Consider the following 26,130-nt stretch of genomic DNA (forward strand, 5'->3'; position numbering starts at 1 on the left):
GGGAGAGGGGCCGGGGATAAGGACAACTGCTGCCAGAGCATCAGACGGGATCTAGGAGTTAGCAGAAAGGGGTACGCTGGCAAGGCTAAGATCCGATTGACCCAGTTCCGTTCCCTGCTCCCGCAGCGGGCGGGATGGGTCAACTTGGAAGCTGTTGATCCCTGCAACCTCTTCTGACCCTGTGCCGACGCTACAACTGGCCTCGCCAACTTCCGCGGCCTGGATCGAGCAGGCCATTCGCCACCTCGACCTGATTTTGCTAGATCACGCCAACTGCGAGAAGAAAGCAGCGGGCAATGCCCTCAGTTTGCTGTTTCGCTACCCGGCCAACGGGCGGCTGGTGGAAGCCCTTTCACCACTGGCGCGGGAGGAGCTGCAGCACTTTGAGCGGGTTCACCGGCACCTGCAACGGCTGGGGATCCCGATCAGGCCCCTCTCGGCTGCTCCCTATGCCAGCCGCCTCAACCAGCACCTACGCCGCTCCGAGCCGGAGCATCTCTTGGATGCACTGCTAGTGGCCGCCATCATCGAGGCCCGCAGCCACGAACGCCTAGGCCTGCTGGGGATCCACGTCCCCGACCCGGAGCTGCGGCAGTTTTACCTCTGGCTGGCGGCGGCTGAAGAGCGGCACTGGCAGTTGTATTTGGATCTGGCGCTAGAACAGTTCCCCGCCGAGCCGGTGCAGGAGCGGCTGGACGCTTTGCTGCAGGTGGAAGCCGAGATCCTCTCCACCCTTCACCCCGAGCCTCGTGTCCACAGCTAACCTCTCCCCTTCCCGTGCAACCCCATGTTCCAGGCAACGCGGCGGTGGCTGGCCCTCTGGTACACGGTGGTAACGGGGGTGTTTTTGTTGCTGTTTGCCGGCAGCTTCTACTGGTATGTGCAGTCAACCCTGATTGAGCGGGTGGACGACACGCTGGGCCATGTGGTGGAAATTGTCGAGCGCTCCCTGGTGGTGGACGAGAGCCTCTTGGACCCGCAGCAGGTCCGCCACAGCTTGGAAGCCAGCTTTCGGGATGATCCCAGCACCCTAGCAGACGACCACATCGACCTGGAGTGGTTTGATCCCCAGGGATCCCTCATCTGGTCCACCGTGCCCGGCGGCATCCCTGCCCCCCTGCTGACGGAGGGATCCCTGCACACCGCCCGCATCGCGCCTGGGTATTGGCTGCGCCAGTTCACCGAGCCGATCCTGGCCAGTGGGAAGCTGCTGGGGTATTTGCGGGTCAGCCACCCCTGGTTTGAGGTGAGCAAGCCGACACGCCAGCTCATTCGGGATCTCAGCCTCTGGGTAGCGGCCAGTTTGGCCTGTGTAGGAGGAATCGGCTGGCTGCTCTCCGGTTTGGCCATGCAGCCCATCCGCCAGTCTTACCAGCAGCTCAAGCAATTTACCGCCGATGCCTCCCACGAGCTGCGCAGCCCCTTGGCCAGCATCCAGACCACGGTACAGGTGGCTTTGGCAGACTCCCAATTGGATGCCGACACCCGCCAGCGCTGGCAGATGGTGGAGCGGCTGTGCCTGCGGCTGGGCCGGCTGGTGGACGACCTGCTGTTTCTGGCCCGCCACGACAGCGGCATGGTGCCTTTCCAGCCCCGCTGCTGTGCCCTGGATGCTCTGCTGCTGCAGGTGGTGGAAGAGTTGCAGGGCTTGGCCAACCAAAAAGGGATCCGTCTAAAGCTGGATATGGCCGCCCCCCCAGAGGAGACGGGAGGGGATCCCTTTGCCTTTTGGGGAGATGAAGAGCAACTGGCCCGCCTGTTCACCAACCTAATCGAAAACGCCCTTCTCCACACCCCCCCCGGCGGCGAGGTGCAGGTGCGGCTAAAACAGCGGCTGCGCTCCGGATCCCCAGAACTGGTGCTGCAGGTGCAAGATACCGGGCCGGGGATCCCACCCCAGGCACTGCCCCACTTGTTCGACCGTTTCTATCGGGTGGATCCGGCCCGCAGCGGGGATCCCAATCGGCGGTCGGGCTCAGGTTTGGGGCTGGCCATTGTCAAAAGCATCGCCGAGCAGCACCGGGGACAGGTGCGGGTTGAGAGCAAGGTGGGGCAGGGATCCACCTTTGAGGTGATTTTGCCCCAGCGACGATTGGAAACTTGCACTCCAGAAACTGTCTAAAGGTGCTCTAGAAAACAGACAATCCTTGGACAGTATGTTAAATTCAGGCTAAAGTTCAGTCTACTCTTTACTGCAAACATCCTGGCTTAATAGCCTTACTTTTGAGCCGAGGCTCTTTTTCTGACTTTCCGTCATTTTCTGTTTCCGGATTTCAGAATTTCTCTTTAAAAGCAAAGTCAGGACTAAGACAGATGAGGCGGAACTGGATCCCAGCCTCTGCTTTCTCTTGCAAGTTGCCGGCAGGGTAGTAAGCCGACTGCTTGAGTATGTCTGTTTACCGGCAAGTCCGGAGAAGTTCCTCTCCCCCTCCTCCAAAAACTTCCAAAAAAATGTATCGTTTCCAAGTTCGCGCCACCACTCAGCCCGGTGATCGAATTGCCCTGGTGGGATCCAGCCCTCGGTTGGGCGCCTGGGATCCGAGCCGCTGTGTTTGGCTGCAGACGGATCCCGCTTGTTATCCGCTCTGGTGGGTGGAGTTGCCATTAGGCCCGGCAGATGGCACTTCTGGCCCCCTATCCTCCGGGGAGTGGCCTCAAGAGACCCCTCGAGTGGAGTACCGATATCTGCGCGTTCAGGCCGATGGCGAAGTTATTTGGGAAGCTGCCGATAGGAATCGCTGGGTGCCGCTTGAGCCTCAGCCTTTGCCATCAGTTTTGATCGTGGAAGATGGCGAGTTTGGCCGGATCCCTTCCTGTCCTTACGGCTATTTTGCCACCCCTATTCTTGAGCCTGAGCCTGAAGATTTGCCGGGACTGAAGATAGTTGTTTTGGGTAGCTCCGTTGCCCTGGGGTGCAGCGCCTGGCTATTGCGAGGTTGGGCCTGGCTGTTGCAGAAAGCCTTGCGGGAGCGCTACGGCCATCGGGTGCGTAATCTCTCGGAATTGGGGGCTACGGTCAGCCGAACGCTGGCACGGTTTGATCAAGTTGTCGTTCCCGAACAACCGGACGTGGTAATTGTGGCCTTGTCGTTGGGAAATGAGGGCTTGGCCACGGCTCTGCCGGAGCATCGACGTGCCGTCCAAAGGCGGTTTGAAAACGGCCTGCGACGCCTGATTGAGAAGATTCAAAATATAGGCGCTTTGCCCATCTTGGCAGGGGTCTATCCTCACGGCGACTATGGTCCAGAACAGCATCTGCTTCTGCAGGAAACTCAGCAAAAGATGCTCGGTTGGGGATGCCCTGTGTTCAATTGGCTGCCCATCCTAGACGATGGCCAGGGCCGCTGGAAACCAGACCTTGCTTTTGACCCCGCTCACCCCAATTCCAGGGGGCATCAGGTCATGTTTGAGGCCATCGATCTCTCGCTCTTGGATCCCGGCCAAGTTCTGTCGGCTCGTGGAAAGCTGGCTCAATCCACTGCAGAACGAATCATTTTTGAAGACGGCAATGGCTTTTGGGTAGCTGCAGAAATAGGCAGAGATCAATTTCGCATCGTGAATATAACCCCCTACCCTTATACCCTTGCGCCAACTTGGCAATCTTTGCAGACTGCTTTCCAAAAATCACGCCTGCAGCCGGGACTGTATATTGGCAGAAGCGATGCAAGGATAGGAGACAAGACCCTACATTTACTTTCCATACAAGAGGACAGTTCGGTTCAAACCACCCTCTCCATTCCTGCAGATGCCGACCTCATCTTCTCCCCAATAGCTCAGTTCTTTTCCGCAGAAGCAGTAGAAACGATCTTCGAGGATGGATCCCTGATCCTGCTCAAGCTCAGTGGATCTTCAAAAGGCTCTTCTGATCCCAGGCCTCGCCTGTGCGTGATCAATCGGAGCAATCACGAGTACAACATCCACCCCATGTGGAAGGAAGTGCGGGCTGCCCTCAGAGCTCTGCCACCAGGGGTTTATGAGGATCCCCTCTATCGCGATGCTCCTTTCCGCACGTTGATGATTGGAGAAGGGGGGTTGGAAAGCCGGGTCAAGGCCGCTCCCAACTCGGTCATGCTATTGGAATACACATGCGCCTTATCTGATATTCATCGCGTTGCTGTTGTTCCCCTGGGGGATCGCTGTGCGGTGCGAATGCTGCTCTACAAGTTGGAATATGACGGGCCTGCATTTCCTTTTGATCTGACCCGCACCAGCAACTTGGCCGATGTGGCCGATATGATCCAGCACGAGTTTCAGGGCATGTGGGATCCGCAATATTTGCACTACAGCCCTGAAGACAGGCGAATTTATCACAGCAAGTGGACAGGTCTTTCTTTCGGCCATGAGGTGGAAGAAGGGGAAGATCCACTGCAGAATATGAATCCAATCCACGAGCGGATGCGGACTCGTTATACAGCTCGCGCCAAGCGCTTTCTGTATGTCTTGGAAAAGGCCGATAAAGTTTTGTTCGTGCGCACAGGCGGTTGCCGGCGAGAGGCTGTTGTTGACTTGGTAGATAAGCTGGCGGCTAAGCGCAGGGGCAAGCCTTTCTTGTTGCTGGTTATTTCCCTTCAGTCTTCCGATGAGTTTGTAGGGATCCCCAATGTTATCCATTACAACTTGGAGTTTAACCCCGACCGCATGTGTGCAGATCCTGAGCATTGGAAGTACTGCACAGGGATCATGAGGGATATTCTCCATTCCTTGGGGGTCTCTAGCCGCAATCTTTTCTGGTGCCCCCCACAACTGTAGGCGCCGACAATGGGCGGGTGGGGATAGAGCAGAAGTTTGAGGCGCTCCAAGGTGCTCAATCCAGAAAGCTGATGATCGGACTCGAACCGATGACCTGCTCATTACGAGTGAGCTGCTCTACCGACTGAGCTACATCAGCAACGGTTGATTCGATGGGGGAACCCGCCACTCCGGAGCAAGCAATCCCGATCTTGATCCTGGGCAAGCTTACTGATCTTACCTCATCCTTGCCTTACTCGGGATCCCCGGCGCCACAACCCCAGAGATAGCCCCAGCGTCAGCCACACCAACCAATCCCCCGTGCGGCTGTAGAAGGTGGTCTCAGAACGCCGCCTTACCTCTCCCGTGATCACCCCCCGCTGAAAGATGGGGCCGACCTGCTGGAGCCGACCTGAGGGATCCACCACCAGGTTGCCGCCGGTGTTGTTGACAAACACCATGCTACGCCGGTTTTCCACAGCCCGGAAAACCGAGAGCTTGCCGTGCAGCATCGGCCAGTGGCTATTGCCAAACCAGCTATCATCCGAAATCACGATCAAAGACTCGGCGCCATGACGGGTTAGAGCGCGGCTGGGCGCAGGCAGCACGCTCTCCAGGCAGATCATCACCCCCAAAGGCCCGAAAAGCTCGCCCCCGGCCAAAGGCCGATAGCCATCCGGCGAGGGCACATAGCGCCCCGACTCGAAATAGGGAAAGATCCACTGCTTGCCAAACCCATCCAGCAAGCTGCCCTGGGCGTCGAACAACAGGGCCATGTTCAACAATCGCTGCTGCTCCTCCGGCAGATGGGCTGTGCGGGGATCCGGCTCTGTTGCCCCCGTAATCAAAGCGCCTTCTGGCGGCAGAATCGCTTGCATCGGCTCGATCACATAAGGTTCCAGGGCGGTATTCAGCAGCCGCGCCCGCAGCGCCCCCTCCGGCCAAATCACCAATTGTGCGCCGGCGGCCACCCCCTGGGCAGAAAGTTGATGCAGCTCCCGGTAGCGCTCCCTGCGGTAGTCCCAACTGCGATCGGCTTCCAACCAAGCCACCTGCTGCACCGCCGCCACCCGAAAGCCGGGATCCCTGGCCAAAGCATCGAAGTAGGCCAGGCGCACGCTTCCATAAGCCAAGACCAGCCCCGTCAACCCCAGGCCCCAGGCGAGCGTACTCCAGAAATCCCTGTTCCTGAGCAGCTCATCCAAGCAGGTTCTCAGGGATCCTCGGGCCATCTGCCTGGCCATCTGCCAAAGCACCCCATTGACAAACACAGCAAAAAAGGTAACCCCCCAGATGCCTGTGATATCGGCCACCTGGATGGCAAGGGGCCAATCGAACAACAGGGAGCCCCAATGAAAGGGAATAGGCCACCAGAGCAAGCCCAACAGCCCATCCAAACCTGTCCAGACCGTGGCCAAGCCCAGCGGACGCGCCCAAGGCGGCAGGGGATGACTCAGATGCAAACTCAGGAGCGTAGCAGTGGTAAAGAAAAGGGGGATCAGGGGGGCCACCACCACGCCCCCCAAGATCTCCCAGGCGCTCAGCACCTTGACTGAGAAGGGATCCACCCAGAAGGCATACAGGCAAACCCAAAACCAAAGGCCATAGGCCAAACGCCACCGCGCCCACCCTTGCTGTTGTTCGCACAAGTCAAACAGCGGGGCTAGGCCCAGCAGCGCCCCCGGAAACCAATGCAGCCAGCGGTTGGGGGATCCCAGGCAAAGTAGCAGAATGGCCAGCCCCATCAGCCAGCGCCTGCCTGGGTTTCCTTTTTGGAGCAGATCCTGCTGTTGGGTTGAATCTCCCACTTTCAGCTTCATCAACAAGCGCCTAAATCTAAAGCTGTGTTAACATTTTGCATAACTTCAGGGGTCTGGCGCCTTCCGGCTTGGCTTGGGGATCTCGTCAGCGGTGCGTAGCACTATGGGCAAGGTTTTGGTTTTGAATGCCTCCTACGAGCCGCTCAACATCACCAGTTGGCGCAGGGCGGTTGTTCTGCTGCTCAAGGGCAAGGCCGAGCAAATCGAGCACAACGGTCGAGTGGTGTACGGCAACATTCCTTTGCCCACTGTCATTCGTCTGCGCCACTATGTCCACGTTCCCCACAAGGAGATCCCGCTCACGCGCCGCAACGTCCTCTACCGGGATGGGCACCGCTGTCAGTACTGCGGTTGCTACGGCGAAGACCTCACCCTCGATCACGTGATCCCGCGCTCCCGCGGCGGTGGAGATACTTGGGAGAACGTGGTCAGCGCCTGTGTGCGCTGCAACGTAAAAAAGGGCAACCGCACCCCCCGCGAAGCCGGTATGCCCCTGCTGCGCCAACCCCGCCGTCCCCACAGCACCCTCTACTTTGAAATCTCCAAAGCGGTTGACAGTGGTTCCCACCGAGAATGGTCCAAGTACGCCATCGGCCTGGAAGGGGATCCCCAAGAGGAACCGTTGGACAACGGCTAAGGATGGAGTTCTGACGTGGGGGCAGCTTTGGAAATGGGGGGAGAGGTGGTGGCCGGGATCCCCGTCTCGATCCACTGGTGGATCAGGGCATTGACCTCTTCGGGGCGCTCATCGTGAGGGCAGTGGCCGGCCTCCAGGAAGTATTCCACCGCCTGAGGGTAGTGAGCCCGGTAGAGCTTAGAGCGCTCGCGGGCCCGCATCCAGGGATCCCGTTCTCCCCAGATCAACAACAGCGGGCGCACCAAGCTGCGCAGCAGCTCATCCACGTAGCGTCCCTTCTGCCCGCCCCGCATCAAGGCTACAAACACATCGGCAGCCCCCGGATCCCGCGTGGGGCGGTGGATGTCTTCCACCAGTTGGTCTGTCACCGCCGCCGGGTCGTAGTAGACCTGCTTCAGCTTGGCCCGGATCACGTGCGGCTGTCGCAAGTACTGAAACAGCAAGTAAGATACCAGGCGCTGCCGCAGGCCCCAGCCCACCAATCCGCCCAGCCATTGCCGCCAGCCGCTCGGGGATCCTTTGAGCGTGGAGAACCCCCCTGCCCCATTCAAGAGCACCACGCCCCGCACCCACTCCGGCCACTCCGCCGCCAGACTGAGCACCACATAGCCGCCCAGGGAGTTGCCGATCCCCACCACGGGCCGACGGATCACCTGTTGGCAAAAGTCCCGCAGTTGATCCCGCCAGATTTCGGTGCGGTAGTCCCAGTTGGGCTTGGCGGAGCGACCGAAACCCAGCAAATCGATGGCATACACCTGATAGTGTTGCGCCAATTCGGGAATGTTTTTGCGCCAGTGGTCGGTGGAGGCCCCAAAGCCGTGCACCAAGAGCAAAGGCTGACCCTGCTCGCCTTGTTTGACATAATGAACCGACTGCCCTCGCCAAGTCCACCGCGCCGAAATGGGAGTGGCCGATGCCGATGTTGAAGCCATAGAAGTCGCTTGTAAGCTTTTCTTATTCTAGATTCTTTTAAATTCTGCTCAGCCGACTCTGGAGCTGTAGCCGCGCAGAGTATCCTAAACACGGATTGGACTTGCAGCATGATCGCCTTTTTGAGCGGCCACCTCGTCGCCATCGAATGGGGAGAGCGCAGCAGCCTCACCGTTGAGGTGCAGGGGATCGGCTATCGGGTCAAGGCCCCGGCGCGTTTTCTCAAGCAACTGCCCCCCATCGGAGAGCCCGTGCGGGTGTTTACCCACTTGGTGGTGCGAGAGACCGAGCTGGTGTTGTACGGGTTTGGCTCGCCAGCCGAGCGCGATTTGTTTGTGGAGCTCATCAAAGTTGCGGGGGTAGGGCCGGCTCTGGGTTTGGCTCTGCTGAATACCTTTGGCCTGCCGGAGCTGGTTCAGGCAGTGGTGACCGAAAACGTGCGCCTACTTTCCCTCGCACCAGGGGTAGGTCACAAAACGGCCCAGCGGCTGGCCTTGGAGCTGAAAACCAAGCTGGCCCACTGGCGACAAGGTTTGGAGAACGCAGATCGCCCCCTGGCCGGCGGGCCGCCCATGCCCATCCGGGAAGAGGTGGAAATGGCCTTGCTGGCCCTGGGCTACAGCGCTCAAGAAATTCAGGCGGCCCTGCAAGCTTTGCCCTCCCAGCCTCGCCCAACGGAAGAGTGGCTGCGGGATGCCATCACCTACCTCAGCCGCCAGCCATGAGCCCCTCTGTCCGCAAGCAGCCCCGCATCGGCATCCTGGGCGGCACCTTTAACCCTGTACATCACGGCCATTTGATCATGGCGGAACAAGCCCTTTGGCAGTTTGACCTGGATCAGGTGCTGTGGATGCCGGCAGGGGATCCCCCCCACAAGCCCCTGGCCGCCGGCGCCAGCAAAGCCGACCGCTTGGCTATGGTCAAACTGGCCATTGCCGACCACCAGCGCTTCGCCTGCTCAGAGCTGGAGATCCGCCGTCCGGGGCGCTCCTACACCATTGAGACGCTGCGCAGCCTTATCCAGGAGCAACCCAATACCCAGTGGTACTGGATCCTCGGCGTGGATGCCCTGCGGGATCTGCCCCAGTGGTATCGAGCCGAAGAATTGGCCCGCCTCTGCCACTGGATTGTCGCCCCACGGGTGGATGCCGGCGATGCCGCCCAGGTGTTGCGGTTGGTGGCCCAACAGTTGCCCATCCAGGCGGAAATCCTGGAAGCCCCTACCTTGACCCTCTCTTCCACCTACTTGCGGCGGCAAATCCAAAAGGGGGGATCCATTCGCTACCTGGTGCCCCCTGCCGTGGAGCACTACATCCGCCAGCACCGCCTCTACCTGCAGCGTGAAGAAGGGGAGGAATCCCTCCCCTCCGAATCAATCCGGTAGAAGTACCCCCAACCCCTTAGTAGGCCAAGCCCATGCTGCGGGTGGTTTCGGGGCCGAGATAGACCCGGATGCTCAAGAAATCCGTGGGGCAGGCAGTTTCGCAGCGTTTGCAGCCAACACAGTCTTCGGTGCGGGGAGAGGCCGCGATCATCCCGGCTTTGTTGTTCCCTTTCCAGGGCACCATCTCCAACACGTCGGTGGGACAAGCTCGCACACACTGAGTGCAGCCGATGCAGGTGTCGTAGATCTTGACCGAGTGAGCCATTAGCGTTCTCCAGTCGAGCAGGTTGAAAAGTTAAAAAAGATTGACCAATCGGCGTGGCAGCAACATCGCTGCGCAAGTGCCCTCAGTGTACTGTAGTCCTGCCAAGACACCCCAAGCTCCGATCCAAATGTTCAAACAAATTTACAGGATTGGGCTAGCGGAACGGCTGTCATAAGGGCCCCGGAGCCGTTGTTCCCGTTGGGCTAGGATCGCCTGAGAAAGACCAGGGCAAGGGATCCTATCAATGGGACGCTCGCTGCGGAATTGGAGAAGGCAAACCCAAGGCCAGATGCGCCGCCTGGGGCCTGTTTTGGCCGATATCCTCCAGGAGATCTACGCAGAGAACGTCCCTCGCCTGCGCCAATGGGATCGGCAGCTCACCGAGTGGGTGTACCGCCGCGGCTGGAGGGTGGATCCCTCCTTGCCCAAGGTGGCCATCTACGTGTTGGGCGCGGTGGTGATCCTGGCGATTCCGCTGCTCACCTTGGCGGTCTTGGTTGCCTTGGTTGCCTTTCTGGCCATCCAAATAGTTCAAAAATGGCCCCAGGAAGCCCCGGCAAGGGAGCGCCGTTATCTGCCCAGCGCCGACGCGGAGGACGACTCCGATCCCGGCCCAGAGAACTGGGATTTTTAGAGCCGGGCTAGCGGTCTTGTCGGATGCCCAAGCGCTGCTTCACCTGTCTGACCAGCTTTTGCTGGGAACGGTTTTCCAGCCTGTTCAGGCCGAGGGCGCCGGCCAGGATCCCCAACTGCAGCGCCAAGCTGGGCAGGGTGGTCTCCAGATCTCGCCCCGCCAAGGCCCGGAAGAAAAATACAAATGCCCCGATGGTGGCCGAGAATCCCACCGCCAGGTAGATGAAGCGCCGCAAACTCCGATAGGGAGCGGCCAGCTCCGTGAGCAGCCTCACCCGATCCGCCATCGGATCCTGGGGCAAGCTGGCTTTGGGCGAAGACTTGGGATCCGATTCTGCCATCGACTACACCTCCTCGGGCAACAGAAGGGGATCCCGACCGGAAACCCCCGCCAAAATGGCTTCGGCAGCGCGGCAGGCGGCCAGAATATCTTGCTCTTCCCCGCCCAGGTACACGCGGCCAAAGCTGCCAAAGGGCATCACCTCGAGGATGTTGATCCGGGCCGATTTTTCTGCCTCGTTGGCGGCCAGGGGGGCATAGCCTGCCGGCTGCACCTCCAGGATGTAGAGGGTTTGGCCGGCCAACAGCATTTGGCCGCGGCGGAAACGATTGATCAACTGGGTTTGGTGGGGATCGATGTTGCGGATGATCTGGCTGGAGATGATGCGCGGCTTGAGGCGCTCCTGTTCGCTCACCCCCAGAGCAGATAGAATGGCGCGGCCAGCCGTGCGGGTATCCCCCTGATTGCTGGAGTGTACCTCCAAAAGGCCGTAGAGGCGCTCCACCACCTGCAGCCCAGGCCTCACCGAAGTGGCTTTGAGGGCGATGTCCATGACGCGGTTGATCTCGATGCCGGGGGAAATCTCGACCCAGAGGGAAGTATCCCCTGGCAGGGGCAAAAAGCCCTGGGCCACCGTGCCCAGGTAGGCCGCGTACTGGGGCTGGAGCCGATCCAAAAACACATAACTGCGCAGGTCAATCCCCAAAGGAGTTCTCCCCCGTCTGTTGGGCTGGGTTGGACGTCGGACGACCGGGCCGGCATCCCTCCCTTTCTAGTCTCACGCCATCTCCTGGCTTTTGGGGAGAACGGCAGTTCGGGATCCCAACTTTTCCCCGCTACAGGCCACCCTGAGCCACCACCTTCACTGTTGTCAAAGCTTCCAGGTCAATGGGCCCGCGCACGTGCAGCCGCTGGGTGGAAATGCCCAAAGACAGGTCGCGAAACGCTCCCAAGGTGGGGATCCCGGCTCCCCGGCCTGCCGAGAGGGGGGACGTGTTGAGGTGGATCAGGGCGGCATCCACCTCCTGGAGAAAGCGCTGGGCTGCCGATTGGCTATCGGTGAGGATCGTCTCCGATTGACGACAGCCATTTTTGTTGATCCAGGCGATCGCCTCCGTCAGGTCGGCAACGGGCTGTAGGCGCAGATGAGGCTGTTCTGTGGAGTCAAAGCCCTCCCCAAGCGGGTGAAGCTGGGGGAATCGCTCCAGAATAGGGGCTGCTGCCTGTATATCGATCCCTTGACCCAGCAAGTCTTCAATCAGGGCGGTCAGATGATTGGCGGACCAATCGGTGTGGATCAGCAGCCAAAGGGTGAGGGGCTGATAAATCGGGATCCCTTCCGCGCCATACTGGGCCAGGGGATCCAACACAACTGACTTGACCAAAGGCCAGGGAGCCGTGCGATCCACGTAGATGTGGCCGTACCCCAGATGGGTGACCAGAGTCGGCACTTTGCTGGCCTGCAACAGGAACTCCACCCAGCCGGGGCGACCGCAGGGGATCACCAGATCCACGTAGCGGGTTTGCTGCAACAACAGCAACAGTGGGGAATCGGCCTGAGGATCGGCCGTTTGGTCTTGGACGGGCAGGGTTTGAATGGCCCCTTCCGGGATCCCGTGCTCGTAGGCGGTCTCTGCCAACAGGTTGACCAGGGCCTGATGGGTTTTCTGGATAGGGCCGCTGCCGGCCAGAATCACGCCATTGCCCGTCTTGAGACCCATGCCAATGCCATTCAAGGCAAACTCGGGGTAGATCTCGTAGACCAAGGCGATCAGCCCCAAAGGAACGCGGTAGCGGCCAATAAACAGCCCGTTGTCCTGACGGCACCCCCTCTCCAGGCTACCGATGGGATCCGGCTGTTGGGCCAAGAGAGCAAGCAACTGGGCGGATCGCTGCAGGCGCTCAGGAGTGAGCTTGAGGCCGTTGAGGATCCACTCCGGCAGGGTTTGCTCGCGGCAGCTTTCCAGGTCGAGGGTATTGGCCTCCAGCAGCAGATCGGAGCGATCCAGCAAACAACGCGAGAGAGCCAGCAGGGCCTGGCGCTTGGTTTGGCTGCTCAGCCGCTGCATCTGCGGCAGCAAACGGCGTACCTGTCGCAGAGTAGTGCTTAGGTCAAAGGCTGAACCGAAATCTGTCACTCGCTTCTCTCCTGCCTGGCTGACCGACGACAGACCTGCTCCCTTCTCCAGACCACTGCTAACAAGAAATGGCTGGATCCACAAGTGCCGGGGCTGCTGATTCTGCAGGGGATCGCCGGGGAAAGTCCCGCCAATCTTAAGGCCGCCGCAGCAGCAGGATCGCCGTGGCCATCAACAGGGTCAGCAACAAGCCAAGAATCAGAAACCAACTGAGCAACTGGGTTTGGCTGGGAAAGAGCACCGCACCGATAAACCCCACCACCAAAACAACCCCCAGGCTAAAGGTGAGGCCCAAGAGCGTGGATCCCTGGAGGGCATTTTCCCGCCGCAAGACCCACTGATGGCCGTTCCAGAACCACATTTTGCGATAGGGATAAGAAACCGCCAGTTGCTCAATATGCAAACGGTCGGGGGTGATGGCGAAAATATGCTGGCAACGGCTGCAGCCAAAAGCCTCGGTCAGGGTGATCAGGCGCAACTGACCCTGATGGCAACACGGGCAGGGGTAGATCTTGGTGGGCTCAATCGGCTGAGCCACCCGCAGGGACGATTTCTGCCGAGGCAACTTGCGGGGAGAAGAAAAGGCCACAGCTCCTAGTTGGGGAGAAGTCGGGATCCCTCACATCCTATCTTCAAGAAAGTGGAGTCAAGCCACCCAGAGATGCTGGGTGTAACGCCAGGTCAAGATTTGGTTGAGGACGAGGAAGATGAGAGCCAGAAGCCCATAGCCCAGCTTGAGAACTCTGCTCAGGTGGGGACGGGCCCAGAGGGGAAGAAAGCCCAAATCTGTGTGCTTGGCCCAGTGCACGAGAGCCAGCACGTGTACGACGTGAACCGGCAGGCAGTAGCGAATCATGCTTCGCTGGCCCAGGGGACTCATGCCGGCTACAGCGATGTAGAACATGGCCCAGGCAGCCAAATGGAGCCCCAGCCGCTCCCGCCAGCGCTGGCTCTTGCCGGCCAGGATACTCCACCCATCCAGCAAGCCTGTAACAACTAGGGATCCCAACGTAACAGACACAAACAGTTGGCTGAGAGCATCAGACCACAGGCCAGGATCCTTCACGGGTGCAGAAGGAGAGAGCAAGACTTGCCATCGCTCAGGGGAAAGAACATAGGTAGAAGCTTGGAAAAGGGCTTGGTAATTGGCCTGCACGCCAGTGAAGTAGCGCTGCATTTCCAGGTAGAGATCCCAGCGGCCAAAGCGGAGCTGACAGTAGAGGAAAAAACTCAGCCCGCCCGACAAGGCCAAAACAACGGCGCTGGCTGTCCAAAACCAAGGGCGGGATAGCCGCAGCAGAGGAACCAGCGCCACCGGCAAACCCACAATGCGGGTGGCACTCATCACCAAACCGTGGATCCCGGCCAGGAGTCCTGACCTCATTGAATTCAAGTGGGCCGACCAGTAGAAAAAACCCAACAAGCTGGCCATAAAGAGGGATTCGCTGTAGCCCACGACAAGGTAAAAGCTGCTGGGATAGACCAAGATCATCAAACTTGCCAAAACTTGCCAAAGCAAGGGGATCTGCCAGAGACGGTAAAGTAGAAGGAGATAAACCCACATCAGCCAGCAAAAGAGCTGGGCGGTCAGGTAAAGCCCTAACTCAGGCTCAACCCGCAACAAGCGGCTGAGGGCAATAACGGCCAGAGGGTAGCCAGGAAAGAAGGCCACATTGCTCTGCTCGTAGGCAATCTTGTCAAAGCCCACAAACTGATACCCCCGCTCCACAATGCTCAGGTACCAATAGCTATCGCGCTGGCTCAGGGCTGTAAAAGCAGAAGCATAGCTGCCGCGTTTTGTCCAGAGGTATATCGTTAACACTTGCAGGATAGTCAGCGCTAAGCCCAGCAAAAAAATCCGAGTAGAGAAGCCAACTAAACATTTGCGAATCTGCTGCAACAGAAGGCTAGGACGCAAACTCATCAGCTTCACTACCAAGGTTCGATCAAGCCACCCAAAGATGCTGGACGTAGCGCCAGGCGAGGATTTGGTTTAGGGCAAAGAAGACTAAAGCCAAGATCCAGTAGCCCAGCCTCAGGACACTGCCAAGATAGAAACGCACCTGTTGGGGGATGAAGCTGAAATCGGTGTATCTGATCCCATGCAACCAGGCCAGCACCTGCAGGGTGTGAACCGGCAGGCAGTAGCGGATCATACTTCTCTGGGCCACGGCACTCATGCCGGCCACGGAAATGGAGAACATAATCCAGGCAGCCAAATGGAGCCCCAGCCGCTCCTGCCAGCGCCGGCTCTTGCCGGCCAGGACACTCCACCCATCCAGCAAACTGGTAACAACTAGGGATCCCAGGGTGAGGGGAACAAACAGTTGACTGAGGGAAATGGCCCATATCCCATCCCCCAAAGCCTCGGAAAAGGAAAATAAGGACTGCCAGTACCCAAGAGAAAAGAGGGGGGCATAAGTACGAGGTTGAATAATAGCCAGGTAATCGAAAGAACTGGGGCCAAAGTAGCGCTGCATTTCCAGGTAGAGATCCCAGCGGCCAAAGCGGAGCTGACAGTAGAGGAAAAAACTCAGCCCGCCCGACAAGGCCAAAACAACGGCGCTGGCTGTCCAAAACCAAGGGCGGGATAGCCGCAGCAGAGGAACCAGCGCCACCGGCAAACCCACAATGCGGGTGGCACTCATCACCAAACCGTGGATCCCGGCCAGGAGTCCTGACCTCATTGAATTCAAGTGGGCCGACCAGTAGAAAAAACCCAACAAGCTGGCCATAAAGAGGGATTCGCTGTAGCCCACGACAAGGTAAAAGCTGCTGGGATAGACCAAGATCATCAAACTTGCCAAAACTTGCCAAAGCAAGGGGATCTGCCAGAGACGGTAAAGTAGAAGGAGATAAACCCACATCAGCCAGCAAAAGAGCTGGGCGGTCAGGTAAAGCCCTAACTCAGGCTCAACCCGCAACAAGCGGCTGAGGGCAATAACGGCCAGAGGGTAGCCAGGAAAGAAGGCCACATTGCTCTGCTCGTAGGCAATCTTGTCAAAGCCGACAAACTGATAGCCCTGCCGCACAATCCCCAAATACCAATGGCTATCCCACTGGGTTAAACCCTTGAAGATGGAAGCATAGTCATCCTCCTGGCTCCAAAGGGAGATTAAGAAGATCTGCAACCCTGTCAAGGCTAAGCTTGGCAGCAGAACCTGGATAGAGAAAGGGGCAAGACGCTGCCGGCTTTGCCGCAACAGATGGCTAAGAGAGAAGCTCATCGCCGGACCTTCGCAGGTGGGGGTGGCACTTTGATCTCTTCTTGGTAATCGTCATCGGAGTTCACCTGCCAGAGATCGTGGCTGCCGGGGCGGAGGACGTTTTCCGCCGCCAATAGGCCCATCAGCAAGCTGTGATCCTGGTTGTTGTACTTAAACGAGCCGTAGCGACCCACCAGTTGCAAGTTTTCAAACTGGCCAAGATACTTCTGCAAAGTGGCTAGATCTTCTTTGTAGCTGCCGGCATAGATAGGATAGGTGCGGGGCAGGCGCACCACAAAGCCGCCGCGGATCTTCTGGCCTTGCAGCAGGCCAATTTGGCGTAGCTCCTTCTCAGCCAAAGCCAGCAATTGCTCCTCAGGGGCTTGCCACAAGGGATCCCCAAAGTTGCACCAATACTCACAGCACAAGGGGGTTTGTTCCCGGTTGGGGAGCATAGCCGGTGACCAATTGGCAAAGTTGGTTACCCGACCAACCTGCACTGTTGGGTCGTTGATATACAGCCAGTTGTCGGGGAAAAGCTGGGATCCCTCCACGATCAAGTAAACCAAAACCGTGTTGCGAAACTTGAGGTTGCGGGCTGCCTGCAGCACTTCTGGGGGAGGCAGTTCCCGCAGGCTCTGCACCAACACTGTCAGAGGGATCGAAGAGATGACGTGGGAGGGGGAGACCCATGTTTCCCTTCCATCCTGAAGATGGCGCAGTTGCAGCTCAACAATCCGGGATCCCTCCTGCCTAAGGGCAATGACCTCTGTATTTAGCCAAACTTTTTGATCCTCGGCCAGCAAAAACTCCTGCATTTTTTCGTAGAGCTGGCCGGATCCCAGGCGAGGAAACTGAAATTGGTCAATCAGTGATTTGACGGAGCCGCGGTTCCACCCCAGGGCCTTGCGGATGGCTTGCCCAAGGCTGAGACCTTTGATGCGCTGGGCAGCCCAATCGGCACTGATTTCGGTACAAGGGATCCCCCACAGCTTTTCCGTGTAGCCCTTAAAGAACATTTGAAAAAGTTGGGTGCCGAATTTTCCCTTGACCCAGTCGGCAAAGTTCTGGGGAGCTGGGCGGGGGATGAGTTGCGCCCAGAGATAGGAAAGGACAATGCGCAGACTTTCCCACCAGCCGACTTTGCGCAGGACTTCCCAGGCTTGAATGGGGTACTGAAAATATTGCTCGCGGTAGTAGATGCGGGTAAGCCGCCGGACAGTCACTTGTTCGGATCCCAAAACCCGGTTCCACAGCTCCAGCACCGCTGGGATCTTGGTAAAAAACCGGTGCGGGCCATAGTCGAGAATGAACCCCTGGTAGCGAATGCTTTTGGCCAGGCCCCCGACCCTGTCTTCTCGTTCCACCACCACCACGGGGAAGCCTAGCTGGGTCAGGCGATAGGCAGCCGCCATGCCCGCCGGCCCCGCCCCTAGGATATAGATGGGATCCCGCATCTCGCCTTACTTCTGCCTTCAAGTGCTGCCGACATTGTAATGTGGGGCGAGACTGGGAAAATGGGTAGAGGAGGAAAAAGGTAGACTGAGGAGGCTGCGGCTGGAGGCTGGCCTGTGCTGTTGACCAAGGGCTTTGAGGTGGAGATGTACACCGGCACCGCCGCCGGGGAAGTGGTGGGCTTATCGGATCGCATCTGCCAGGTTTTGCCGGGGTTTGTGCGAGAACCCGATCGGCGCAACGTTGAATACATCACTCCTCCTCTCCGCCGCTACGAAGACCTGCTCTGCGCCCTGCTACAACCCCGGCTGCAATTGCGGCAATTTTTGCGCCGCCTGGGCCCCTACACCTTGCTGCCGGGGAGCACCCTGGCTTTGGGCGGCAGCGACCACTTCGAGCGCTCGGATCCGGGCAACCCCTACCACGACTACATCGAGCGCACCTACGGCACGCGGGTGGTGACCGCCAGCATCCACATCAATGTCGGTCTGCCGGATACGGGGGCCATCTTCCTCGCCTGTCGCCTATTGCGGGCGGAAGCCCCTCTTTATTTGGCCCTGAGCGCTTCTTCTCCTTTTCTGGACGGCCAGGTAACGGGCTACCATTCCAGCCGTTGGCAGGTGTTTCCCAAAACGCCAGCCCAGGTGCCCTTCTTCCGGGATCACGCCCATTACATCACCTGGATGCAGGAGCAACTGGCCCTGGGCACGATGCAGAATGTACGCCACCTCTGGGCTTCTGTGCGGCCCAACGGCCCGGAGCGGCCCTACCAGCTTAACCGGGTGGAGCTGCGCATCTGCGACCTGGTGGCGGATCCGGTGATGATTCTGGCCATCACCGCCCTAGTAGAGGCCCGCCTCTGGCAATTGCTATCTCAGCCGGAGGCGCTGGATCCCTTGGGGGGGCCTTTTACCCCAGCGGAGCTGGAGAGCCTTTGCGAGGCCAACGAGCAGGCTGCTGCCCGTGAGTCCCTGCAAGCTCGGCTGATCGACTGGCGCACCGGCCGCGAACGCTTAGCCCAGGAGTGGATTGAAGAGCTGCTGACTGAAGCGTGGCGCCTGGGCCAGCCCCAGGGGCTGGGTTGCTTCTTGGCTCCCTTGCAAACCCTGCTCCAACAGGGCAACGAGGCCCAGCGCTGGCTGAGGCAGGTTAACCAGGGATCCACACCCGCCCAGGTGTACCAACGCGCCATCCAGGAACTGGCCGAACAAGACCGAGAAAGACAAGAGACCCTCTGCCAACTGGTTGGCTAAGCCTCTGCGCAAGGGTGGACGCTGCTAACCCCCCGCGGGCTCCCCAGTTCAAACCTGACTTGGATTGGCCTAGACAGGCTCCACCACTTCCCGTAGGGCTTGCCGAGCCACACGGGTGATGTAGACGGTGGCAGCTACGGTGGCGATGAGGCCCACAAGGCGAACGGCCCACTGAACCATTTGCGCTTGGGGATCCAGGCCTTCCCTGTTGGCCAGGGATCCCGCCAGCGAGCCGATGTACACATACATAAAGGTGCCCGGCACGATCCCGACGGTGCCCAGCAGGTTATCCAGAAAAGAAACTTGGGTCAGTCCCAGAGCGTAGTTGAGCAGATTAAAGGGAAAGGCGGGCGACAGACGAATCAAGCCGACGATCTTCCATCCCTCGCGCCCCACCGCCCGATCGATGGCCGCAAACCGGGGATTGCCCTCGATCCATCTGGCCACCCGTTCCCGCGCCAAGTAGCGCCCAATGAGAAAGGCCAAATTGGCTCCAATGGTTGCCCCAATCAGCACGTACAAAGCCCCAGCCAGCACCCCAAACACAGCCCCTGCGCCCAAGGTCAGCACCGAAGCCGGCAGAAGCAGCACAGTGGCCACAATGTAGATGGCAATGAAAAGCACCGGCCCCACCGGCCCCAAGCCTTCCACCCAGCCCAGAGCCTCGGCGAACCAGTCTTGAATAACTCCAAAAAATCCCAATCGATGGGCTGCCCAAAAAACAAGAACGGCCACGCCCAAAACGCCAGCAAGCTTCAGCAGAAGCTGCTGCTTTGCGGGATTTGTTCTGGGTTGGGTGGGGTCTGCCACGGCGGTCGGGAGCGTCAAAAAGCTTTTGCTAGATAGGCTGGAGCAGCCAGGCGAGGAGATGCTTGACTTGTGTGAAGTAGCTTTCACCCAAAGGTCGTGCCGTTCCATCCCCAAAGATAGCCTTTGGCATCGCCGAACTCAATGTAAATCCTCTTCTTGGGGATCCCCAATTTGTCCTCGATGGTGCTGCAAAAAAACTCGCTCAGGGATCGGGTTTGATCGGCGGAAAACTGCCCAATACTCTTGATCTCTACATAGCAGCAGGGATCGGCGCTGCCGGCAAAGGTCATCGGGATCCCTCCTTCAAAAGCAGTCATTACGTAGGCTTCCGACTTGCCCAACTGCTTAGCCAGAGCAGCAGAGAGGAACTTGAGTAGGTCTGCCACGGTGGCAGGTTCTGGCTGCAGAGAGGTTTGCAACTTGATCAAAGGCATGAGCACTTTTTCTTCCCGACAAGCCTATTTTGGCATTGCGGGTTCGTCTTCTCTGGGATCCGCCTGTGGTAGCGTAGCGAAAGAGCTTCTCTTCACGGGGGCAAACCTCTATGGAGCCGAGCAATCTGGCCAATTCCGCGATGGGCCATCCGCAGGGCCAAACCGGGCCAGGCCCTTGTGCTGTACAAACCGAGGCCGCTCCTGCTCCTGTCGGCCCTTACAGCCAGGGCGTTGTTGCTTCGGGGCCTTTTCTGTTTGCCGCCGGCCAGGTGGGCCTGGATCCCAAAACTGGCAAGCTAGCGGGGGAAGATGTTGCCTCGCAAACTCGGCAGGCGTTGCTGAACCTGAAGGCGGTGCTGGAAGCAGGGGGCACGAGCCTGGCCAATGTGGTGAAGACAACCGTTTTTTTGGCGGATATGAAAGACTTTGCCGCCATGAACGAGGTTTATCGAGAGTTTTTTGCCGCAGACCCGGCGCCGGCCCGCTCTTGCGTGCAGGTGGCTGGCTTGCCCTTGAATGCCTTGGTGGAAATCGAGGCGGTGGCCTGCTATTCCTGACTGACCGGCTCCCAAATACAGCCTTTTCCAGCAACACCGATCTTGGCCTGACAGGGATCCCCCTCGTCAATCAATCTCGGCTGGGGCGATAAGTTTCGTCAGGTGCGGATCCTGGCAAGTCGGGCACCGGGTCGTAGCCCCCCGGATGCCAAGGGTGGCAGCGGCAGAGGCGGCGGATCCCCAGCCAACTGCCTCGGATGGCGCCGTAGCGCCGCACTGCTTCCAGGGTGTACTGGGAGCAGGTGGGGTAGTAGCGGCAGGCAGGAGGCAGCCAAGGGGAGATGCCTATCTGGTAGCCCCGAATCAGGGCAACCAAACCGCGAGTCAAGGGATCCGACCGTTCCACCATAGGCGAGCGTACAAAAAGGCCACTTCCAGGCTAACGGCTGCCCCTGAACAGGGATCCTGCACAGTTCCAGACAAGAGGTTAAGATTGAAAAAGTCAGCACCCAAATAGACATTTCGTAATATTTCTGTTCAGGGATGCTGTGGAGACGGCTTTGCTCCCTGGCAGGGTTGTGAGAGTTTCATCGGGAGTGGGCGTGAGGGTATTCGGGCAGCTACAGCCGGCGCAGCGGCGCAACTTGGGCATTCTCTTCGTGGCCGGGCTGCTCTTTTGGGCCAGTCTGTCTTCGCTGTTGCCCACACTGCCGCTCTACGTCCGGGATGTGGGCGGCACCAGCCAAGAGGTGGGCTTGGTGATGGGGGCCTTCTCGATTGGGCTGCTGGCTTTTCGCCCTTGGTTGGGGCGGCTGGCGGATGGCCATAGTCGCCGGATCGTCTTGCTCATCGGCATGGGCGCGGCGGGGATGGCGCCTTTGGGGTACTGGCTCTGGGATTGGATCCCGTGGATAGCGCTGGTGCGGGCCTTTCACGGGATCAGCATCGCCGCTTTTGCCACCGCCTACGTTACTTTGGTGGCGGATTTTGCCCCGGAAGCAAAACGCGGCGAGATCTTGGGCTACATGAGTTTGGTCAATCCCATTGGTGTAGCCATCGGCCCTGCTTTGGGCGGCTTTTTGCAGGAGCTGGTTGGTTATGGCCCTCTGTTTCTCTTTGCCGCTCTGCTGGGGTTGGTGGGCTTTCTCTGTACCCAATCGGTTCGCGAGCAGCGCCGTGGGGGTTGGGGATCCCTGCCCCCGGATGGAGCGTTTTGGAGCCTTGTGCTCAACCCCAAGGTGTGCTCTCTCGCCGGGGTCATGCTCTTGGTGGGGCTGGCCTTCGGCACCCAGACCACGTTTGTGGCCCTGTTGATCCAAGAGGTCGGAGTTCCCCTCAATCCCGGTCTTTTTTATACGGCGGTGGCCTTTGCCAGCTTCGGCGTGCGCCTGCTGGCTGGTCGCGCTTCCGATCGCTACGGGCGGGGGCCGTTTATCTCTCTGAGCTTGGCCACCTATGCTCTGGCGATGGGGATCCTGTTGGTTGCCGACAGCGTCGGGGCTTTTCTTGTCGCCGGGATCGTGGTGGGGTCGGGTTTTGGCACCTTGATCCCGCTGATCTCCGCCCTGGTAGCCGATCGCTCTGAGCCGGCGGAGCGGGGGCGTTTGTTCAGCTTGGTGATGTGTGGGTTTGACTTGGGCATTGGGCTGGCGGGGCCGATCCTGGGCACCCTGGCGCTGGGATCCGGCTATCGGGCCATGTTCGGCTATGCGGCCCTTCTGGCATTGGCTTCGCTGGGAGCTTTTCTCTGCTTCTCCAATGGACGACCGGGATCCTCCCTGTGCTTTGCCTTGGGCCTGGAACCGGATCGGTTTCGACAACCTGATCCTCTCCCTTTGGAGCAACCCCATCCGCCCGCTCCCTTGTCAACGGGATCCCGTCCCGCCCTTTAGGCACCCTGATTTTCGTTCCCAAGTCCGATTTGCTCTATCCTAGGCTGGGGTTGCTGTACAAAAAAGAACTCTGGACAGAGGCTATGGGAGCACGGGGTTGGCTTGCCCTGATGGGATCCCTGCTGGTGGGCACCTTAGGGGGATGGATAGAGAGCGCTTGGGGGGTGACGGTGCGCGTGCAATTGGCCGACGCCACCGCCCCTGTGGTGGTGGGCGTTTCTCGCCCCGCCCAACTGACCAACAGCCGCCAAGAGGTGCTGGCCGAGTTGCCGCCCATGCAAGGGTTTCTGGCCCAGCCCGGCCCTCAAGGGGTGCGCCTGCAGGGGGTGGTCAGCCCGGTGTTGTTCATCGAGCCGCCAGCGGGTGGCCTGGTGGCGGTGGATGGCCGCTGGTATTCCGGCAAGGTGCTCTTGACCGGGTATAACAGGGTAATGGCCATCAACTACGTGGATCTAGAAGACTACGTGGCCGGCGTGGTGGAAGCCGAGATGGGATCCCGCTTCTTACCCGAGGCCCTCAAGGCCCAGGCGGTGGCAGCCCGCACCTATGTTCTTCACCACCGCAATTCCCGCGGCTGGTTTGATGTGTTTAGCGACACCCGCTCCCAGGTGTATCGGGGCCTCTCGCAGCGCTCAGCCGCCGCCCTAGCAGCAACACACGCCACCCGCGGCATCGTCATGGTGTATGGGGGGCAATTTGTAAACGCCATGTACAGCGCCAGCGCCGGCAGCCAAACCGTTGGGGTGAGCGGGATCCCCTACTTGAGAAGTCTGCCGGATTTTAGCCCCTATCCCAAGTACGGGCATGGCATTGGCATGAGCCAGTGGGGCGCCCAAGAATTGGCCCGTCAGGGCTGGACTTACCACCAAATTTTGGCCTATTACTACCGAGGGGTCAGCTTGGCCCGTCTGCCGGAGTGAGATCCTCGACGTCTCGTCCCGGCCTTCTATCTTGCCCGCATCGAGTGTGCTCTAGGTACCTCTGCAACTGTTCCTCAGCCAGCTTGGCATGCTGCTCAGCCAGTTCTGGAGGAGTTAGGATCTGAACGCTGCCCATAAACCGGTTTACCCAGCGCAAAAATTCCCCGTGAGAACGGGGTGGAAGCTGGACTTGGCTACCCATATCAAAAGCATTCGTACATAGAAGAGAGACTGTAAGAAACTTTGGGAAACTTATCAGAAGGATCGGGATGTTGCCAATCTAATTGACTCGCTGGATGAGTTGTTTATTGATGAGGAATTGTACAAGGATCTCCCCTCTCACCATCAGAATCCACCGTTTTTTAATCAAGAAGATGTCCAGCTTGTTTGCTACCAATGGTTTAGGTCAGAGCCTGAGCCTCAGGTGGATCCCTATCTACTTAGGCAGAGGCGAAAGGATCCCTATGAGGCGCTACACTGACGATCGCAGTGACAGGCCTCAATCACCAGTACTCCCATCATGCCCCACGCTAGGGGGTAAAATTTGGCGCTAGCAAACCCTGCCTGCAGGGCTATTCGCCGTTGCTCTTCTCCAGATGGAAAGCGATCCAGGCTGGGATCGATGTAGGCATATTCGGATCCCAGTCCCAAGGCTTTGGCCTGGGCAACGACCTGGGTGTTCAAGTACCAGCGCTGAAAGTGTTCGAGAAAAGGGATCCCTGTAGGGCGATGAAAATCCAAAATGGCGGCACGGCACCCCGGCTTTAGCACCCGTCGGATCTCGCGCAAGGCTTGGGGAATATCGCTCACGTTGCGCAAGCCGTAGCCCATGGTAACGGCATCGAAGCTATCGTTGGGAAAAGGCAAGGCCAGAGCATCTCCTAGAACCCACTCGATGGGATGGTTAGGGAATAGCTGCCGGGAGCGGTGCCGGGCAATGTTCAGCATGGCGGGAGAGAAATCTAGGCCCACTACACGACCCCTGCGTCCTACTCGGCGGGCCAACTGCAGGGCCAGATCGCCGGTTCCGCAGCACAGATCCAGCACGTGATCCCCTGAGCTGGCGCCCGACCAACGCACGGCCATGCGCTTCCAAACCTGATGGAGACCCAAGCTCAAGGTTTGGTTAAAGAAGTCGTAGTGGGGAGCAATGCGGTCGAAGAGCTCTCGGATTTGCTCAGGCTGTTCAAAGGTTGGACTGGGCACTGCCACCTCATGTTTCCCTGTAAAGACCTGGGGATCTAGCCCCAAGAGCGCGAACGAATCCCCGGCCTGAAGCCAAAAGAAGAGGGGGGCTAGGGCGGCACCGGGATCCCGCTGGCTCCCACTCGGTGGCGGCGGCTGGGGTAATCGGCCAAACTCAGGGACAGGGAGCGGGATCCGGCCAAGCTGGAAGCCGGGATGCGGATGATGCCCTGGAAAACTTGGCTGTTGGGGGGCAACTCCCCCGGCAAACCTTGGGCAAGAGCGTTGATCGAGCGTCCGTTGTCGTCGGTAACGTTCATGAAGCTGTAGAGAAAGCGCACCGTCTCTGACGAGTTGTTCTGCATAGCCACATTCAAGACTACTTGGCTTCCCTCGCGACGAACCGAGAGCACCTGCATGGCAACCTGGCCACTGGTGGCAACTTGCCGAGGGAGGGGAGGTGGGGTGGGCGCCGGTGACGAGGCGCGGGGAGGCGGCGGAGATGGAGTGACAGGTCGGGGGGTAGGCGTTGGAGAGGGGGCCGCCGCCAACTCAGGCGACAGGCGGGGGGTGGGCGTTGGGGTAGGTGTTGCGACTGGCGTGGGCGTTGCCGTGAAAAGAGGGGTAGGCGTTGGGGGTGGGCGAAGGTTTGCTTCCGCTGCTGCGATCACCTCAGCCTCGTTCAGCAAGGGCACGCTGCGGGGATCCCGAACTGCGCGGGAGCGAGAAGCCTGACCGGAACCGGTGACGGGAGAAGAAACCCCCGATAGGGCTCGTTGGCCGAATAGATAGCCCAGACAAGCGCTCACCACCGCCGTGAAGAGGAATGCGCTCAACCAAAACAGCACCCCCGAGAACCCGGAGGTGAACTCCTGCGGCGGTCTGGCCAGTCTACGCAAAGGCTGTTAACTCCTGCTGCAGATTCGCTTTACCTATGATACGCAAGCAATAGGGAAGCTAAGAATTCTCGACTGGGGCAGAGTTTTTGCGCTGTTGCTCATGGGCCTGCAGCGTGGCCCTGTCCAAGTTGGGCAGCCGTTCCCCCAGCCACCAACCCGGATCTTCCCAGCTCAGGGATCCCAGCCATTTGCCGGCCCGATCCGCCAAGACCAGGCCCAACAGAACCGGAGCGGTGGTGAGCCCCAACGCCAGGCTGAGCCAGAGGGGCGGAGAGTTTTGGGGGGGAGAAGATGCCGGCTTGGGACTGGTCATGGCTGAACTCGTGCTACTCAGATCCTAAATCTACTTGGTGGCATTCCATCGAACCCAGTGCTTGGGCAGAGCGCAAATCCCACCGGACGCAGGTCGGGCAGGTCAGCGGAGCAGCAAGAGATCCTGTGGAAAACCGTCTTATTTTTGTCTTTCATTCTGCGATACTGCTAGGGGTGATGTTGAGAATCCCAACGCAATGGCGATGGAAAATGTAGCTGGGGATCCGCTGCGACTTCCTCAAGGGCAGATGGGCTTGGCGGGATCCCAGTTGCACCTTGCCCGTTCCGCCCCCTGTGGCCTACTGTTGAGTCTGCTCTGGGTTGCTCCTGCTCTTGCCCAGCCGGAAGCCCCTGGCTCCGCTACTTTTGCTCTGCCCAACAGCCGCGAAATCCTGCGGGCGGGGGGGGGGGGGGGGGGGGGGGGGGGGGGGGGGGGGGGCGGCGGGGGGGGG

27 protein-coding genes, 1 tRNA gene and 1 pseudogene are annotated in these 26,130 nt (G+C 59.3%); 12 read left to right on the forward strand and 17 right to left on the reverse strand.

All coding sequences use genetic code 11. The features are described 5' to 3' along the window. The first annotated feature begins 157 nt into the window (after positions 1 to 157). The 3 genes from NW844_RS05155 (at position 158) to NW844_RS05165 (ending at position 4,749) form a co-directional block, all read left to right on the forward strand. Complete coding sequence (locus tag NW844_RS05155) at positions 158 to 763, forward strand: tRNA-(ms[2]io[6]A)-hydroxylase (protein WP_414334102.1); 606 nt, start codon at positions 158 to 160, stop codon at positions 761 to 763. A 24-nt stretch (positions 764 to 787) separates the two neighbouring features. Beyond that, on the forward strand, positions 788 to 2,122 hold the full coding sequence (locus NW844_RS05160; RefSeq protein WP_414334062.1) for a sensor histidine kinase: 1,335 nt from the start codon (positions 788 to 790) through the stop codon (positions 2,120 to 2,122). A gap of 329 nt (positions 2,123 to 2,451) precedes the next feature. Then, on the forward strand, positions 2,452 to 4,749 hold the full coding sequence (locus NW844_RS05165; RefSeq protein ID WP_414334064.1) for a DUF1796 family putative cysteine peptidase: 2,298 nt from the start codon (positions 2,452 to 2,454) through the stop codon (positions 4,747 to 4,749). A 66-nt stretch (positions 4,750 to 4,815) separates the two neighbouring features. Here NW844_RS05165 and NW844_RS05170 read toward each other — a convergent pair. Both NW844_RS05170 and NW844_RS05175 read right to left on the reverse strand, forming a co-directional pair. Further along, positions 4,816 to 4,888, reverse strand: a tRNA-Thr gene (locus tag NW844_RS05170). A gap of 82 nt (positions 4,889 to 4,970) precedes the next feature. After that, positions 4,971 to 6,548, reverse strand: a complete 1,578-nt coding sequence (locus NW844_RS05175; RefSeq protein WP_414334065.1) for an apolipoprotein N-acyltransferase — start codon at positions 6,546 to 6,548, stop codon at positions 4,971 to 4,973. A 103-nt stretch (positions 6,549 to 6,651) separates the two neighbouring features. On the opposite strand from NW844_RS05175, the gene NW844_RS05180 reads away from it, so the two are divergent. Next, positions 6,652 to 7,185: an HNH endonuclease gene (locus tag NW844_RS05180; RefSeq protein WP_414334103.1), complete on the forward strand. Its 534-nt coding sequence runs from the start codon at positions 6,652 to 6,654 to the stop codon at positions 7,183 to 7,185. On the opposite strand, the gene NW844_RS05185 is transcribed toward NW844_RS05180, so the two are convergent. Then, positions 7,182 to 8,117 (reverse strand): alpha/beta fold hydrolase, encoded by a 936-nt coding sequence (locus NW844_RS05185; RefSeq protein WP_414334067.1) that lies wholly within the window; start codon positions 8,115 to 8,117, stop codon positions 7,182 to 7,184. The two genes, NW844_RS05180 and NW844_RS05185, sit on opposite strands and share 4 nt — an antisense overlap. A gap of 108 nt (positions 8,118 to 8,225) precedes the next feature. Here NW844_RS05185 and ruvA point away from each other — a divergent pair, with 108 nt between their 5' ends. After that, positions 8,226 to 8,840, forward strand: coding sequence for a Holliday junction branch migration protein RuvA (gene ruvA, locus NW844_RS05190; protein WP_414334069.1), 615 nt, complete (start codon positions 8,226 to 8,228; stop codon positions 8,838 to 8,840). Beyond that, on the forward strand, positions 8,837 to 9,499 hold the full coding sequence (nadD, locus tag NW844_RS05195; RefSeq protein WP_414334070.1) for a nicotinate-nucleotide adenylyltransferase: 663 nt from the start codon (positions 8,837 to 8,839) through the stop codon (positions 9,497 to 9,499). Before ruvA ends, nadD begins: the two co-directional genes overlap by 4 nt. Positions 9,500 to 9,515: 16 nt before the next feature. Here the strand turns inward: nadD and psaC are convergent, their stop codons facing one another. Beyond that, the gene (gene psaC / locus NW844_RS05200; protein WP_244348937.1) at positions 9,516 to 9,764 is read right to left on the reverse strand and encodes a photosystem I iron-sulfur center protein PsaC; all 249 of its coding nucleotides are present in this window, start codon (positions 9,762 to 9,764) and stop codon (positions 9,516 to 9,518) included. A 244-nt stretch (positions 9,765 to 10,008) separates the two neighbouring features. On the opposite strand from psaC, the gene NW844_RS05205 reads away from it, so the two are divergent. Beyond that, positions 10,009 to 10,398 (forward strand): hypothetical protein, encoded by a 390-nt coding sequence (locus NW844_RS05205; RefSeq protein WP_414334072.1) that lies wholly within the window; start codon positions 10,009 to 10,011, stop codon positions 10,396 to 10,398. Between the two features lie 7 nt (positions 10,399 to 10,405). Here the strand turns inward: NW844_RS05205 and NW844_RS05210 are convergent, their stop codons facing one another. The 7 genes from NW844_RS05210 to NW844_RS05240 form a co-directional block, all read right to left on the reverse strand. Continuing rightward, positions 10,406 to 10,738 (reverse strand): DUF3493 domain-containing protein, encoded by a 333-nt coding sequence (locus NW844_RS05210; protein ID WP_414334074.1) that lies wholly within the window; start codon positions 10,736 to 10,738, stop codon positions 10,406 to 10,408. Between the two features lie 3 nt (positions 10,739 to 10,741). Beyond that, complete coding sequence (locus NW844_RS05215; protein ID WP_414334076.1) at positions 10,742 to 11,383, reverse strand: hypothetical protein; 642 nt, start codon at positions 11,381 to 11,383, stop codon at positions 10,742 to 10,744. A gap of 130 nt (positions 11,384 to 11,513) precedes the next feature. Then, the gene (locus NW844_RS05220; protein ID WP_414334077.1) at positions 11,514 to 12,815 is read right to left on the reverse strand and encodes a gamma-glutamyl phosphate reductase; all 1,302 of its coding nucleotides are present in this window, start codon (positions 12,813 to 12,815) and stop codon (positions 11,514 to 11,516) included. A 136-nt stretch (positions 12,816 to 12,951) separates the two neighbouring features. Next, positions 12,952 to 13,404 carry a hypothetical protein gene (locus NW844_RS05225; protein ID WP_414334079.1) on the reverse strand — a complete coding sequence of 151 codons (453 nt, stop codon included), beginning with the start codon at positions 13,402 to 13,404 and terminating at the stop codon, positions 12,952 to 12,954. Positions 13,405 to 13,461: 57 nt separating this feature from the next. Then, entirely contained in the window at positions 13,462 to 14,739 is a 1,278-nt protein-coding gene (locus tag NW844_RS05230; protein WP_414334080.1) for a hypothetical protein, read from the reverse strand. A 22-nt stretch (positions 14,740 to 14,761) separates the two neighbouring features. Next, positions 14,762 to 16,042 carry a hypothetical protein gene (locus NW844_RS05235; protein ID WP_414334082.1) on the reverse strand — a complete coding sequence of 427 codons (1,281 nt, stop codon included), beginning with the start codon at positions 16,040 to 16,042 and terminating at the stop codon, positions 14,762 to 14,764. After that, complete coding sequence (locus tag NW844_RS05240; protein ID WP_414334084.1) at positions 16,039 to 17,478, reverse strand: NAD(P)/FAD-dependent oxidoreductase; 1,440 nt, start codon at positions 17,476 to 17,478, stop codon at positions 16,039 to 16,041. The genes NW844_RS05235 and NW844_RS05240 overlap by 4 nt, the downstream gene beginning before the upstream one ends. Positions 17,479 to 17,592: 114 nt before the next feature. Between NW844_RS05240 and gshA the strand changes: the two genes are divergently transcribed. Continuing rightward, complete coding sequence (gshA, locus tag NW844_RS05245; RefSeq protein ID WP_414334086.1) at positions 17,593 to 18,729, forward strand: glutamate--cysteine ligase; 1,137 nt, start codon at positions 17,593 to 17,595, stop codon at positions 18,727 to 18,729. A 69-nt stretch (positions 18,730 to 18,798) separates the two neighbouring features. Here gshA and NW844_RS05250 read toward each other — a convergent pair whose 3' ends face one another. After that, positions 18,799 to 19,464, reverse strand: coding sequence for a TVP38/TMEM64 family protein (locus NW844_RS05250; RefSeq protein WP_414334087.1), 666 nt, complete (start codon positions 19,462 to 19,464; stop codon positions 18,799 to 18,801). A gap of 158 nt (positions 19,465 to 19,622) precedes the next feature. Further along, on the reverse strand, positions 19,623 to 19,973 hold the full coding sequence (locus NW844_RS05255; protein WP_414334089.1) for a phenylpyruvate tautomerase MIF-related protein: 351 nt from the start codon (positions 19,971 to 19,973) through the stop codon (positions 19,623 to 19,625). A 140-nt stretch (positions 19,974 to 20,113) separates the two neighbouring features. On the opposite strand from NW844_RS05255, the gene NW844_RS05260 reads away from it, so the two are divergent. Next, a complete protein-coding gene (locus NW844_RS05260; RefSeq protein ID WP_414334105.1) occupies positions 20,114 to 20,530 on the forward strand; it encodes a RidA family protein in 417 nt (138 codons plus the stop codon). Between the two features lie 70 nt (positions 20,531 to 20,600). On the opposite strand, the gene yidD is transcribed toward NW844_RS05260, so the two are convergent. Continuing rightward, on the reverse strand, positions 20,601 to 20,879 hold the full coding sequence (gene yidD / locus NW844_RS05265; RefSeq protein WP_414334091.1) for a membrane protein insertion efficiency factor YidD: 279 nt from the start codon (positions 20,877 to 20,879) through the stop codon (positions 20,601 to 20,603). 193 nt (positions 20,880 to 21,072) lie between these two features. Between yidD and NW844_RS05270 the strand changes: the two genes are divergently transcribed. Together NW844_RS05270 and NW844_RS05275 are read left to right on the forward strand one after the other, a co-directional pair. Continuing rightward, on the forward strand, positions 21,073 to 22,362 hold the full coding sequence (locus NW844_RS05270) for an MFS transporter (protein ID WP_414334093.1): 1,290 nt from the start codon (positions 21,073 to 21,075) through the stop codon (positions 22,360 to 22,362). Between the two features lie 50 nt (positions 22,363 to 22,412). Beyond that, positions 22,413 to 23,282 (forward strand): SpoIID/LytB domain-containing protein, encoded by an 870-nt coding sequence (locus NW844_RS05275; RefSeq protein ID WP_414334095.1) that lies wholly within the window; start codon positions 22,413 to 22,415, stop codon positions 23,280 to 23,282. A 462-nt stretch (positions 23,283 to 23,744) separates the two neighbouring features. Here the strand turns inward: NW844_RS05275 and ubiE are convergent, their stop codons facing one another. From ubiE to NW844_RS05290, 3 genes are all read right to left on the reverse strand, one after another. Next, entirely contained in the window at positions 23,745 to 24,488 is a 744-nt protein-coding gene (gene ubiE / locus NW844_RS05280; protein ID WP_414334097.1) for a bifunctional demethylmenaquinone methyltransferase/2-methoxy-6-polyprenyl-1,4-benzoquinol methylase UbiE, read from the reverse strand. Between the two features lie 89 nt (positions 24,489 to 24,577). Next, complete coding sequence (locus tag NW844_RS05285) at positions 24,578 to 25,303, reverse strand: hypothetical protein (protein WP_414334099.1); 726 nt, start codon at positions 25,301 to 25,303, stop codon at positions 24,578 to 24,580. A gap of 121 nt (positions 25,304 to 25,424) precedes the next feature. Continuing rightward, on the reverse strand, positions 25,425 to 25,679 hold the full coding sequence (locus NW844_RS05290; RefSeq protein WP_414334100.1) for a hypothetical protein: 255 nt from the start codon (positions 25,677 to 25,679) through the stop codon (positions 25,425 to 25,427). A gap of 202 nt (positions 25,680 to 25,881) precedes the next feature. On the opposite strand from NW844_RS05290, the pseudogene NW844_RS05295 reads away from it, so the two are divergent. Beyond that, positions 25,882 to 26,130: pseudogene (locus tag NW844_RS05295) on the forward strand (hypothetical protein); the annotation flags it as partial.

Origin of the sequence: Synechococcus sp. H55.2, from assembly GCF_047462495.1 — a bacterium.
Lineage (GTDB): Bacteria > Cyanobacteriota > Cyanobacteriia > Thermostichales > Thermostichaceae > Thermostichus.